The following is an 11731-nucleotide window of genomic DNA, read 5'->3' on the forward strand; positions in this document are numbered from 1 at the left end:
AGATATGGAACGTCGTCAGGTCGTGGTGATTGGTGCCGGGCCGTCCGGTGCAATCGCGGCGGCCTTGCTCAAACGCAAAGGGCACGATGTATTGATCGTCGAGCGCCAGCACTTCCCGCGCTTTTCCATTGGTGAAAGCCTGCTGTCGCACTGCCTGGATTTCATCGAGGAAGCCGGCATGCTCGAGGCGGTGCAAGCCGCCGGTTTTCAACTGAAGAACGGCGCCGCCTTCGCCTGGGGCGAGCAGTACAGCGCCTTCGATTTTGGCGACACCTTCAGCAACGGCAAGCCGACCACGTTCCAGGTCCAGCGGGCCGATTTCGACAAGCTGCTGGCTGACCAGGCTGCACTGCAAGGCGTCGAAATCCGCTATGGCGAAACCGTGACCGCAGTGGATATCGAGCGCAGCAAGCCGCTGCTGGATGTGGTGCGCGAAGACGCCAGCAGCTACCGGATCGAGGCCGACTTTATCCTCGACGCCAGCGGTTACGGACGAGTTCTGCCGCGCCTGCTCGATCTCGAAGCGCCCTCCGGTTTCCCGGTGCGCCAGGCGGTGTTCACCCATGTCGAGGACCGGATTGACTGCACGGGTTTCGAGCGCGAAAAAATCCTCATCACCACCCACCCGACCCAGCGCGATATCTGGTTCTGGACCATCCCCTTCAGCAATGGCCGAAGTTCGGTGGGCGTGGTGGCGGCGGCGGAACACTTTGTGGGACGCAGCCAGAACCCCGACCAGTGCCTGCGCAGTTTTATCGAGCAAACCCCAAGCCTGGGCCGGGTACTGGCCAATGCCGTGTGGGACACCCCGGCACGCACCCTCGGCGGTTACTCGGCCAACGTCAAAACCCTGCACGGGCCGGGTTTTGCCTTGCTGGGCAATGCCGCCGAGTTCCTCGACCCGGTGTTCTCTTCGGGCGTGACCATTGCCATGCGCTCGGCCAGCATGGCCGCCGCAGTGCTGCACCGCCAGCTACAAGGCGAAGCCGTAGACTGGCAAACCGAGTTTGCCGAACCGCTCAAACGTGGAGTCGACACCTTCCGCTGCTACGTCGAAGGCTGGTACGCCGGCACTTTCCAGGACGTGATCTTCCACCCCGACAGCTCGCCACAAATACGGCGCATGATCAGCGCGATTCTGGCCGGCTATGCCTGGGATGAAAGCAACCCCTTTGTCAGCGAACCCCGGCGCCGCCTGCGCATGCTGTCGGACATCTGCGCCACGGAGACCCCATGAAACCTCTGAGCGATACCTACGTCGAAGAAACCCGTTTCGGGTTCTGGTTTTTACGCAGTCACACCTGGCAGCATCACGTACTGCGCGTGGCCATCAACGACCTGCGCAGTCTGTTCAGCGCTGAGCTGCCAACGGCGCCGGTCATCCTCGATGCCGGTTGCGGGCAGGGCAAGTCGTTCCAGTACCTGCAACAAACCTTCGCCCCCAGGCGCCTGATCGGCCTCGACGCCGACCCGCTGAGCCTGACCCTGAGCCGCGAAGAAGCGCGGCGTCAGGGCATCGACATTGAACTGATCGGCAGCGACTGCGCCGAACTTGAAATCGCGGACGCCAGCGTCGACATCCTGTTTTGCCATCAGACTTTCCATCACCTGGTGCAACAGGATCGCGCACTGGCCGAGTTTTATCGGGTGCTCAAGCCCGGCGGCTATTTGCTGTTTGCCGAATCTACCGAGGCTTACATCGATACCTGGGTGATTCGCTGGCTGTTCCGCCACCCGATGCACGTGCAGAAAAGTGCCGCGCAGTATCTGGAGATGATCCGCGATCAGGGCTTCGAGTTTACAGCGCAGAACGTGTCATACCCGTATCTGTGGTGGAGCCGCTCCAAAGACTTCGGGCTGCTGGAACGCCTGGGCCTGCGTCGCGCGAAACCGGTGGGCGAGCGCGAGGAAACCCTGGTCAACCTGGTGGCCCGTAAACCTGCAGGACCTGCGCAGTGAGCCTGGCGATGCACAAAACCTGCAGGAGCGAGCTTGCTCGCGAGATTTTTAAAAAGATCAAACAGCTCGCTCCTGCAGGTTTGCTGGCGTGCCTGCTATTGGGCGGCTGCGCGAGCCTGCCACTGCCAGAACAGACCCCGACCCTGGCGCTGCCGATGCAATTGCACATTCAGCGCGAACAGGCCGACCAGCGCCAGGACTGGCTGCTGGTGATTCAACAGCAAGGCGCAGGCTTGCGCTGGTCGTTGATGGACCCGCTGGGGATTCCCCTGGCGCGTCAGGTGTTGCAGGACGGAAGCTGGCATGCCGACGGTTTGCTGCCTCCCAACCCCGAGGCCCGGGAGCTGTTTGCCGCCCTGCTGTTTGCACTTACGCCCCAGGCCGAACTGGCGGCCAATTATCCACAGGCAGAATCGGCGGCCGACGCGCGGTTTCTGAAACCACGCTGGCAAGTCCATTATCAACAGCCACAGGTATTGCGCATTGATATCAAGGGCGATGTGCATTACGCCATCAGCCCGCTGGAGGCGGCACCATGACCGCGTATCTGAATGCCTTGGGCATCATCTGCTCCCTGGGCCGCAGCCCCGATGAAGTGGCGCGCCGGCTGTTTGCCGGTGACTGCTCGGGCATACAGCACGCCAGCGGCCTGGTACCCGGACGCAAGGTGTCGGTGGCCGGTGTGCAGGGCGAACTGGCGGCGATCCCGGCGCAATTGAGTGCGCACGCCAGCCGCAATAACCAGTTGCTGCTCGAAGCGGCATTGCAGATTCGCGAGCCCATTGAACAGGCAATCCGCACCTGGGGCCGTGACCGCATCGCCATTGTGCTGGGCACCAGCACCTCGGGGATCGATGAAGCCAGCCAGGGTATTGCCCACTACTTGCAGCATCAGCAGTTCCCCGAAAATTACGACTATCAGCAACAAGAACTGGGGGCGCCGGCCAGTTTCCTGGCTGACTGGCTGAATGTCAGCGGCCCGGCCTATGTCATTTCTACCGCCTGCACCTCCAGCGCCCGGGCCCTGATGAGCGCCCAGCGCCTGCTGGACATGAACCTGTGTGACGCGGTGCTGTGCGGCGGTGTGGACAGTTTGTGCAAGCTGACCCTCAATGGTTTTTCGGCCCTTGAAGCGGTGTCCGATGAACGCTGCAACCCGTTCTCGGCAAACCGCTGCGGAATCAATATTGGCGAAGCCGGCGTACTGTTCTTGATGAGCCGTCAGCCCGCCGCAGAGCATTCGATAGCCCTGCTCGGCGCCGGTGCCAGTTCGGACGCGCACCATATCTCGGCCCCCGAGCCCACTGGCCGGGGTGCGGTGCAGGCCATGCACAAGGCTTTGCACCGGGCCAGTCTGCAAGCCGGCCAGATCGGTTACCTGAACCTGCATGGCACTGCCACCCGGCACAATGACGCCATGGAAAGCCACGCCGTGGCCCAGGTGTTCCCCCAGGCGGTGCCATGCTCGTCGACCAAGCCCATGACCGGCCATACGCTGGGTGCAGCAGGCGCACTGGAAGCTGCGTTTTGCTGGTTGAGCCTGACCCGCGGCAACCTGCTGCCACCCCATGTCTGGGACGGCCAGGGCGATCCGCAACTTCCGGTACTGAATTGGGTGACGCCCGGCCAGACCCTGGCATCTACACAACAGCGCTGCCTGATGAGCAACTCGTTTGCTTTCGGTGGCAATAACGTCAGCCTGATTATCGGAGACGCCCCATGATTGCTTGGCCGCTCGCCGAATTGCTGCCCCACGCCGGCGACATGATCCTGATCGATCAGGTGCTGGAGTTTGACCAGGAACAGATTCATACCCGTCTCACCGTGCGCCCCGGCGGCTTGTTCAACCGTGAAGACGGCAGCCTCCCGGCATGGGTGGGCATCGAGTTGATGGCGCAAAGCGTGGCGGCCTATGCCGGTTGCCGCGCCCGCAGTGAAGGCAACCCCGTCGAGCTGGGCTTTTTGCTCGGCACGCGCAAATTTGAATGCAATGTCGAACACTTTCCGGCGGGCGCCGAGTTGCAGATTCACGCCCTGCGCTCACTGGAAGACGACAACGGCATGGGGGTTTTCGAGTGTCATCTCACCGCCCCCGGCATTCATGCCAGCGCCCGCCTGAACGTGTTCCGTCCACCCCAGGCACAAAACTATCTTGCTCAAGCCTCCCGGGAGACCCGCCATGACTGAGTCCATTCTGGTTACCGGTTCCAGCCGTGGCATCGGCCGCGCCATCGCCCTGCGCCTGGCCCGGGCCGGTTTCGATCTGGTGCTGCACTGCCGCAGTGGCCGCAGCGAAGCCGACGCCGTGATGGCCGAGGTCCAGGCCCTGGGGCGCACTGCCCGGGTACTGCAATTTGACGTCTCGGATCGCGCCCGCTGCCGGGAGATTCTTGAAGCCGACGTAGAAGCCTTTGGCGCCTATTACGGCGTGGTGCTCAATGCCGGCCTGACCCGCGATGGCGCCTTCCCGGCGTTGAGTGAAGACGACTGGGACGAGGTGATGCGCACCAACCTGGACGGTTTTTACAACGTGCTGCACCCGGTGATGATGCCGATGATTCGCCGCCGCAAGGCCGGGCGCATTGTGTGCATTACCTCGGTGTCGGGCCTGATCGGCAATCGCGGGCAGGTCAACTACAGCGCCTCCAAGGCCGGTCTGATCGGTGCCGCCAAAGCGCTGGCCATCGAACTGGGCAAACGCAAGATCACCGTTAACTGCGTCGCTCCGGGCCTGATCGACACCGCCATGCTCGACGAAAACGTCCCCGTGGAAGAACTGATGAAAATGATCCCCGCACAACGCATGGGCACCCCGGAAGAAGTGGCGGGCGCGGTCAACTTTTTGATGTCCGGCGAAGCCGGCTACATCACCCGCCAGGTCCTGGCGGTCAATGGAGGCCTGTGCTGATGAAGCGCGTTGTCGTCACCGGCATGGCCGGCATCACCTCGCTGGGCAGTGACTGGGCCAGTATCGAAGCCAATTTTTTAGCCGGTCGCAGCGGCATCCGGCGTATGGACGAGTGGGACCGGTTCACCGAGCTCAACACCCGTCTGGCCGGCCCCATCGATGACTTTGTGGTGCCAAAGCACTGGACCCGCAAACAACTGCGCAGCATGGGCCGGGTCTCGCGCCTGGCGGTTGGCGCCGCCGAACTGGCCTTGCAGGACGCCGGCTTGCTGGGCAACCCGATCATTCGTGACGGACGCATGGGCGTGGCCTGCGGCTCGTCCACCGGCAGCACCGACGAGATCAAGGCCTTTGGCAACATGCTGCTCAACTCGGTGGCCGACGGTCTGAACGCCAACAGCTACGTGCGCATGATGCCCCACACCACCGCGGCCAATATCAGCATCTTTTTTGGTCTCACCGGGCGCCTGATCCCCACCTCCAGCGCCTGCACCAGTGGCAGCCAGGGCATCGGCTATGCCTACGAATCGATCAAGTTCGGACGCTTGCCCCTGATGCTCGCCGGCGGTGCCGAAGAACTCTGCCCCACCGAAGCCATGGTGTTTGACGCGCTGTACGCCACCAGCCTGAAAAACGACGCACCGCACACCAGCCCGCGCCCCTACGACCAGGACCGGGACGGCCTGGTGATCGGCGAAGGCGGCGGCATGCTGGTGCTCGAAGAGCTGGAACACGCCCTGGCCCGTGGCGCCCATATCCATGCCGAGATCGTCGGTTTCGGCAGCAATGCCGACGGCCAGCACACCACCCGCCCGGAAGTCAGCACCATGCGCCGGGCCATGGAGCTGGCGCTGGAAGACGCAGGCATCGCCGCGCAGGCCATCGGCTATGTCAACGGACACGGCACCGCCACCGAACAGGGCGACATTGCCGAAACCCTGGCCACCAGTGAATTGTTCGGCAAGCACATGCCCATCAGCTCGCAGAAGAGTTTTCTGGGCCACACCTTGGGTGCCTGCGGGGCACTGGAATCGTGGTTCTGTATCGAAATGATGAACCGCGACCGCTATGTACCGACGCTCAACCTGGACCAGGTCGACCCGCGCTGCGGCGAGCTGGATTATCTGCGGGGCGGGTTTCGCGAGATGCACAACGATTACGTGATGAACAACAACTTTGCCTTTGGCGGGGTCAACACATCGTTGATCTTGCGCCGCTGGTCGTAACGCTTCTGGAGCCAATGGAATGTCTTACCTGCTACGCGTAACCCTGATCGCCCTTGCCCTGCTGAGCACCGTGTCGTGCAGCAGCAAACCCATGCAGACCCCCGACCGCACGCTGCACGCTTCGATTCATGCCGACCGGGCGCAGATGCAGCAGGCGATCGTCAAATCCCTGGTGGGCCGTGGCTGGACAGTGCAAAAAATCACCCCTGACCTGGTGCAGGCGCAAATCACCGTGCGCGAGCAATACCACGCCGAAATCGACATCCCCTACAGCGCCAGCCACTACCAGATCATTTACCGCAACAGCAGCGGTCTGGACTACAAGGACGGCAAGATCCACAAAAACTACATCCGCTGGGTGCGCCTGCTGGACCGCGACATCGTGCGCGATCTCAAGGACAAGCAGAACGAGCGTACGGCGCAACAGCTGTCGGAAGCGGCTACAAAGTGACAATCACCCCCCCTGTAGGAGCTCGCTCCTACAGGGGTTGGTTAACGGTTTTACGCGTCAGCAGTTCGGCAAATGCCGTGGCCATCGGCGAGCTTTGGCCCTTGCGCTGCACCAGCCACACGGCTGTATGGGCGTCGGCATCCAGCAGCGGTCGATACACCACCCCCTTGATCCGCATGTGCTGGAACGACGCAGGTAGCACCGATACGCCCAGCCCTGCCGAGACCAGGCCAATGATGGTCATGGCCTCACCCGCTTCCTGGGAAAAATGCGGGCTGAAACCCGCCTGGCGGGCCAGGCTCATCAGCTGTGCATACAATCCGCTGCCGTAACTGCGCGGGAAAAATACAAAAGGCTCTTCGGCCAGGGCCGCCAGCTGCAAACCTTCTTCGCTGCCTGCAGCCAGCGGGTGATCGGCCTGGATCACAGCCACCAGAGGCTCGCTGAACAGTTCCACCACCGTCAATGACTCCGGCAATGCCAGCGGGCGGATCATCCCGACCTCGATGGACTCGTCCACCAACCCTTCGGCCACTTCGCGGCTGCTCATTTCCTTGAGGTTTAAATGCACCGCCGGGAACGCCTGGCGAAAGGCAAAAATGGCCTGGGGAATGCTCGAGCTGAATGGCGCCGATGAGGTAAAGCCGATCTTCAGTTCCCCCAGCTCCCCCAGCTGTGCGCGCCGGGCCACGTCGGCTGCCTTGTCGACCTGGGCCAGCACCAGTCGCGCCTCCTCCAGAAACAACCGGCCCGCTTCACTGAGCTCGACCCGACGGTTGGTCCGGTCGAACAGGCGAGCCCCCAGCTCTTGCTCCAGGGCCTGTATTTGCTGGCTCAGGGGCGGCTGGGAAATACCCAGCAACTGGGCCGCGCGACCAAAGTGCAGTTCTTCGGCAACAGCGATGAAGTAACGTAAATGACGCAATTCCATAGGAACCCCATTGAGTCGTAAAACCTATCAAACAGGTCGAACAATATATTGGAAAGAATCGTTAGCCACCTATATTCTTTTGCCATTGCCGCTCGGCTTTATGTTTGTCTGAGGTCCCCGTGAAAACTGCTGTCGCCCCTCTCGCCCACGAAATCCCGCCGCCCGCGCAGGATGATATGGGCACGCAACTGAATGACATTTTCATCGAGAAAGGCACACCGCTGTTTATGCGCACGGTGCTGGCACTGTTCTCCGGGGGCTTCGCCACCTTTGCCTTGCTGTATTGCGTGCAGCCGATGATGCCGGTGCTGTCCCATGAATACGGGATCAACGCGGCGCAGAGCAGTCTGATCCTGTCGGTAGCCACAGGGATGCTGGCCATAGGTTTGCTGATCACCGGGCCCATTTCCGATACGTTCGGGCGTAAACCGGTGATGGTGTTTGCATTGTTTTCGGCGGCTGCGTTTACCCTCCTCAGCGCGCTGATGCCCACCTGGGAAGGTGTGCTGATCACCCGGGCGCTGGTGGGTTTGTCACTGAGCGGACTGGCCGCCGTGGCCATGACCTATTTGAGTGAAGAAATTCACCCGCAGCACATCGGTCTGGCGATGGGTCTGTACATTGGCGGCAATGCCATTGGTGGCATGAGCGGACGCCTGATCAGCGGCGTGTTGATCGACTTTGTGAGCTGGCATACGGCGATGCTGGTGATCGGCGGCCTGGCACTGGTGGCCGCCCTGGTGTTTGTGAAGATCCTGCCCGAGTCGCGCAACTTCCGCCCCCGCACCATGAACCCGCGCAGCCTGCTGGACGGGTTCACCATGCACTTTCGCGATGCCGGCCTGCCATGGCTGTTTCTTGAGGCGTTCTTGCTGATGGGCAGCTTCGTGACGCTGTTCAACTACATCGGTTATCGCTTGCTGGCAGAGCCGTACAACATGAATCAGGCGCTGGTGGGCTTGCTGTCAGTGGTGTACCTGTCCGGTATTTACAGCTCGGCGCAAATTGGCGCGCTGGCCGACAAGCTGGGGCGGCGCAGGGTGTTGTGGGCCGTGATCGTGCTGATGCTGGCCGGGATCGCACTGACCATGTTCGAGCCTGTGGCGCTGGTGATCATCGGCATGTTGCTGTTCACCTTCGGCTTCTTCGGCGCGCATTCGGTGGCCAGCAGCTGGATCGGCCGGCGCGCCACCAAAGCCAAGGGCCAGGCGTCGTCGTTGTACCTGTTCAGTTACTACGCCGGATCGAGCATCGCCGGGACCGCCGGCGGTTTCTTCTGGCATTACGCCGGGTGGAACGGCATTGGTTCGTTTATCGTCGCGCTGCTGGTGATTGCATTGTTGGTAGCGTTGCACCTGGCCCGATTGCCGGTGCTGCCGAGGAACGTGAAGAGCATTTGATCCAGGGCCTCGCGCAAGCCAAAAAAAACCCGGCACTGGCCGGGTTTTTTTATAAGGCTTGAGCTTACTCGTGATACTGGCCCGAGAACTCGTGCACGGCGCTGATAAAGGCACCCGCATGTTCCGGTTTCACTTCCGGGGTAATGCCATGCCCCAGGTTGAATACATGGCCCGAACCCTTGCCGTAGCTGGCCAGGATGCGCTTGACCTCGGTGCGGATTGCCTCGGGGTTGGCGTAAAGCACAGTCGGGTCCATGTTGCCTTGCAGCGCAACCTTGTTACCGACGCGCTGACGGGCTTCACCCAGGTCGCAGGTCCAGTCCAGGCCCAGGGCATCAGCGCCGGCATCGGCAATGCTTTCGAGCCACAGGCCGCCATTTTTGGTGAACAGGATCACCGGTACTTTGCGCCCTTCATGCTCGCGGATAAGACCGCTGACGATTTTGCGCATGTAGGCCAGGGAAAATTCCTGATAAGCCGCAGACGACAGGTTACCGCCCCAGGTATCGAAGATTTGTACGGCCTGTGCGCCGGCCAGAATCTGACCGTTGAGGTAGGACGTTACCGACTGCGCGAGCTTGTCGAGCAACAGGTGCATGGCATGGGGGGTGTCGTAGAGCATGGCCTTGGTTTTGCGGAAGTCTTTCGACGAGCCGCCTTCAACCATGTAGGTGGCCAGGGTCCACGGGCTGCCGGAGAAGCCGATCAGCGGCACACGACCGTTAAGCTCGCGGCGGATGGTGCTGACCGCGTTCATCACGTAGCCGAGGTCTTTTTGCGGGTCCGGGATCGGCAGGGCTTCGATGTCAGCCAGGGTGCTGACCACCTTTTTGAAGCGCGGGCCTTCGCCGGTTTCAAAGTACAGGCCCTGGCCCATGGCGTCAGGGATGGTCAGGATATCGGAGAAAAGGATGGCCGCATCCAGCTGAGGGAAGCGGTCCAGAGGCTGCATGGTGACTTCACAGGCGAACTCGGCGTTCTTGCACAGGCTCATGAAATCGCCGGCCTTGGCACGGCTCGCGCGGTACTCCGGCAGATAGCGACCGGCCTGACGCATCATCCAGACAGGCGTGACATCTACGGGTTGCTTGAGCAAAGCGCGAAGGAAACGGTCATTCTTGAGATCAGTCATGTCTGCATCCGGAAAAAAAGTGGGGGCATTTTCTCAGAGACGGACGCAAAAGGCACGGCAAGAGCCGTGCCTTTTATCTATCGGGGCGATTTGTCGCGGGGATTTTGATTTGGCGCAGCCCACAAACCTCATTCTGGAATGAGGTTTGTGTGGGCGCTGGCTTGCCGGCGATGCTGACAACTCGGTCTTTGATCAAGACCGAGGTGATGCTATCGCTGGCAAGCCAGCTCCTACATTTTGATCATGTTTCAAAAATTACAACCGCATCACACGCCCAGGTAATCCATGATCCCTTCAGCCGCGGTGCGGCCTTCGAAGATCGCGGTGACCACCAGGTCGGAGCCGCGCACCATGTCACCACCGGCAAAGATCTTCGGGTGGCTGGTCTGGTGCTTGAACTGCGACTGCTCGGGCGCAATGACACGGCCCTGACTGTCGGTCTGGATCTCGAACTGCTCAAACCATGACGCCGGGCTCGGACGGAAACCAAAGGCGATGATCACGGCGTCCGCCGGGATGATCTCTTCAGAACCCGGGATCGGCTCCGGGCTGCGACGGCCGCGGGCATCGGGTTCGCCGAGACGGGTCTCGACCACCTTCACGCCTTCAACCCGGCCTTCGCCGACAATGGCAATCGGCTGGCGGTTGTAGAGGAATTTCACGCCTTCTTCTTTGGCGTTCTTCACCTCTTTGCGCGAGCCGGGCATGTTGGCTTCGTCACGACGATAGGCACAGGTCACCGACTTGGCACCCTGACGGATCGAAGTACGGTTGCAGTCCATGGCCGTGTCGCCACCACCGAGCACCACAATCTTTTTGCCTTTCATGTCGACGAAGTCTTCCGGCGACTTTTCAAAGCCCAGGTTGCGGTTGACGTTGGCAATCAGGAAGTCCAGCGCGTCATGCACACCCGGCAAGTCCTCACCGGCAAAGCCGCCCTTCATGTAGGTGTAAGTGCCCATGCCCATGAATACCGCGTCGTACTCGGCCAGCAGCTGCTCCATGCTGATGTCCTTGCCGATTTCGGTATTGAGACGGAACTCGATACCCATGCCGGTGAAGACTTCGCGACGGTGGCTCAGCACGGTTTTTTCGAGCTTGAACTCCGGGATGCCGAAGGTCAGCAGACCGCCGATTTCCGGGTTTTTATCGAAGACCACCGGGGTCACGCCACCACGCACCAGCACGTCGGCACAGCCCAGGCCCGCAGGCCCGGCACCGATGATCGCCACACGCTTGCCGGTCGGCACCACCCGCGACATGTCCGGGCGCCAGCCCATGGCAAAGGCGGTATCGGTGATGTACTTCTCCACCGAGCCGATGGTGACCGCGCCAAAACCGTCGTTGAGGGTGCAGGCACCCTCGCACAGACGGTCTTGCGGGCACACCCGGCCGCACACTTCGGGCAGGGTGTTGGTCTGGTGCGACAGCTCGGCGGCGGCGAGGATGTTGCCCTCGGCCACCAGCTTGAGCCAGTTGGGAATGAAGTTATGCACCGGGCATTTCCATTCACAGTACGGGTTACCGCAACCCAGGCAGCGGTGGGCCTGCTCGGCCGACTGCTGGGGTTTGAAAGGTTCGTAGATTTCCACGAACTCTTTTTTGCGTTGACGTAACAGTTTCTTCTTCGGATCTTTGCGCCCGACATCGATAAATTGGAAGTCGTTACTCAGACGTTCAGCCATCTTCAAAACCTCTTTACGACAGCTGCAAGCTTCAAGCTT

At 61.2% G+C, this 11731-nt stretch carries 12 protein-coding genes; 9 read left to right on the top strand and 3 right to left on the bottom strand.

Annotated elements, in window-relative coordinates:
• Nucleotides 1–4: 4 nt before the first annotated feature.
• From FEZ21_RS01865 to FEZ21_RS01900, 8 genes are read left to right on the top strand one after another with little or no spacing between them, the layout of a single operon-like run.
• Nucleotides 5–1237: an NAD(P)/FAD-dependent oxidoreductase gene (locus FEZ21_RS01865; RefSeq protein ID WP_165439537.1), complete on the top strand. Its 1233-nt coding sequence runs from the start codon at nt 5–7 to the stop codon at nt 1235–1237.
• Nucleotides 1234–1959 carry a class I SAM-dependent methyltransferase gene (locus FEZ21_RS01870; protein WP_003438837.1) on the top strand — a complete coding sequence of 242 codons (726 nt, stop codon included), beginning with the start codon at nt 1234–1236 and terminating at the stop codon, nt 1957–1959. The genes FEZ21_RS01865 and FEZ21_RS01870 overlap by 4 nt, the downstream gene beginning before the upstream one ends.
• Nucleotides 1956–2498: a DUF3261 domain-containing protein gene (locus FEZ21_RS01875; RefSeq protein WP_160626331.1), complete on the top strand. Its 543-nt coding sequence runs from the start codon at nt 1956–1958 to the stop codon at nt 2496–2498. The genes FEZ21_RS01870 and FEZ21_RS01875 overlap by 4 nt, the downstream gene beginning before the upstream one ends.
• Complete coding sequence (locus FEZ21_RS01880) at nt 2495–3682, top strand: beta-ketoacyl-[acyl-carrier-protein] synthase family protein (RefSeq protein ID WP_160626333.1); 1188 nt, start codon at nt 2495–2497, stop codon at nt 3680–3682. The genes FEZ21_RS01875 and FEZ21_RS01880 overlap by 4 nt, the downstream gene beginning before the upstream one ends.
• Nucleotides 3679–4146 (top strand): hotdog family protein, encoded by a 468-nt coding sequence (locus FEZ21_RS01885; RefSeq protein ID WP_003438831.1) that lies wholly within the window; start codon nt 3679–3681, stop codon nt 4144–4146. Before FEZ21_RS01880 ends, FEZ21_RS01885 begins: the two co-directional genes overlap by 4 nt.
• Entirely contained in the window at nt 4139–4867 is a 729-nt protein-coding gene (gene fabG, locus FEZ21_RS01890) for a 3-oxoacyl-ACP reductase FabG (RefSeq protein ID WP_003438827.1), read from the top strand. Before FEZ21_RS01885 ends, fabG begins: the two co-directional genes overlap by 8 nt.
• The gene (locus tag FEZ21_RS01895; protein ID WP_010656284.1) at nt 4867–6093 is read left to right on the top strand and encodes a beta-ketoacyl-ACP synthase; all 1227 of its coding nucleotides are present in this window, start codon (nt 4867–4869) and stop codon (nt 6091–6093) included. Before fabG ends, FEZ21_RS01895 begins: the two co-directional genes overlap by 1 nt.
• 19 nt (nt 6094–6112) lie before the next feature.
• Nucleotides 6113–6544 (top strand): hypothetical protein, encoded by a 432-nt coding sequence (locus tag FEZ21_RS01900; protein ID WP_160626335.1) that lies wholly within the window; start codon nt 6113–6115, stop codon nt 6542–6544.
• A gap of 28 nt (nt 6545–6572) precedes the next feature.
• Here the strand turns inward: FEZ21_RS01900 and FEZ21_RS01905 are convergent, their stop codons facing one another.
• Nucleotides 6573–7475: a LysR family transcriptional regulator gene (locus FEZ21_RS01905; RefSeq protein ID WP_003438822.1), complete on the bottom strand. Its 903-nt coding sequence runs from the start codon at nt 7473–7475 to the stop codon at nt 6573–6575.
• A 176-nt stretch (nt 7476–7651) separates the two neighbouring features.
• Between FEZ21_RS01905 and FEZ21_RS01910 the strand changes: the two genes are divergently transcribed.
• On the top strand, nt 7652–8875 hold the full coding sequence (locus FEZ21_RS01910) for an MFS transporter (protein ID WP_003438820.1): 1224 nt from the start codon (nt 7652–7654) through the stop codon (nt 8873–8875).
• Between the two features lie 64 nt (nt 8876–8939).
• Here the strand turns inward: FEZ21_RS01910 and hemE are convergent, their stop codons facing one another.
• Nucleotides 8940–10007: a uroporphyrinogen decarboxylase gene (gene hemE, locus FEZ21_RS01915; RefSeq protein ID WP_060695964.1), complete on the bottom strand. Its 1068-nt coding sequence runs from the start codon at nt 10005–10007 to the stop codon at nt 8940–8942.
• Nucleotides 10008–10273: 266 nt separating this feature from the next.
• On the bottom strand, nt 10274–11692 hold the full coding sequence (locus FEZ21_RS01920) for an FAD-dependent oxidoreductase (RefSeq protein ID WP_003438817.1): 1419 nt from the start codon (nt 11690–11692) through the stop codon (nt 10274–10276).
• Between the last annotated feature and the right edge of the window lie 39 nt (nt 11693–11731).

The sequence above is a fragment of the Pseudomonas sp. 9.1(2019) genome, assembly GCF_009910445.1.
GTDB lineage: Bacteria > Pseudomonadota > Gammaproteobacteria > Pseudomonadales > Pseudomonadaceae > Aquipseudomonas > Aquipseudomonas paraversuta.

Bases quoted from the DNA above. Each gene is read 5' to 3' on its own strand.
- FEZ21_RS01865 (WP_165439537.1), top strand. From the start codon at position 5: ATGGAACGTCGTCAGGTCGTGGTGATTGGTGCCGGGCCGTCCGGTGCA.
- FEZ21_RS01870 (WP_003438837.1), top strand. From the start codon at position 1,234: ATGAAACCTCTGAGCGATACCTACGTCGAAGAAACCCGTTTCGGGTTC.
- FEZ21_RS01880 (WP_160626333.1), top strand. From the start codon at position 2,495: ATGACCGCGTATCTGAATGCCTTGGGCATCATCTGCTCCCTGGGCCGC.
- FEZ21_RS01885 (WP_003438831.1), top strand. From the start codon at position 3,679: ATGATTGCTTGGCCGCTCGCCGAATTGCTGCCCCACGCCGGCGACATG.
- fabG (WP_003438827.1), top strand. From the start codon at position 4,139: ATGACTGAGTCCATTCTGGTTACCGGTTCCAGCCGTGGCATCGGCCGC.
- FEZ21_RS01895 (WP_010656284.1), top strand. From the start codon at position 4,867: ATGAAGCGCGTTGTCGTCACCGGCATGGCCGGCATCACCTCGCTGGGC.
- FEZ21_RS01900 (WP_160626335.1), top strand. From the start codon at position 6,113: ATGTCTTACCTGCTACGCGTAACCCTGATCGCCCTTGCCCTGCTGAGC.
- FEZ21_RS01905 (WP_003438822.1), bottom strand. From the start codon at position 7,475: ATGGAATTGCGTCATTTACGTTACTTCATCGCTGTTGCCGAAGAACTG.
- FEZ21_RS01910 (WP_003438820.1), top strand. From the start codon at position 7,652: ATGGGCACGCAACTGAATGACATTTTCATCGAGAAAGGCACACCGCTG.
- hemE (WP_060695964.1), bottom strand. From the start codon at position 10,007: ATGACTGATCTCAAGAATGACCGTTTCCTTCGCGCTTTGCTCAAGCAA.
- FEZ21_RS01920 (WP_003438817.1), bottom strand. From the start codon at position 11,692: ATGGCTGAACGTCTGAGTAACGACTTCCAATTTATCGATGTCGGGCGC.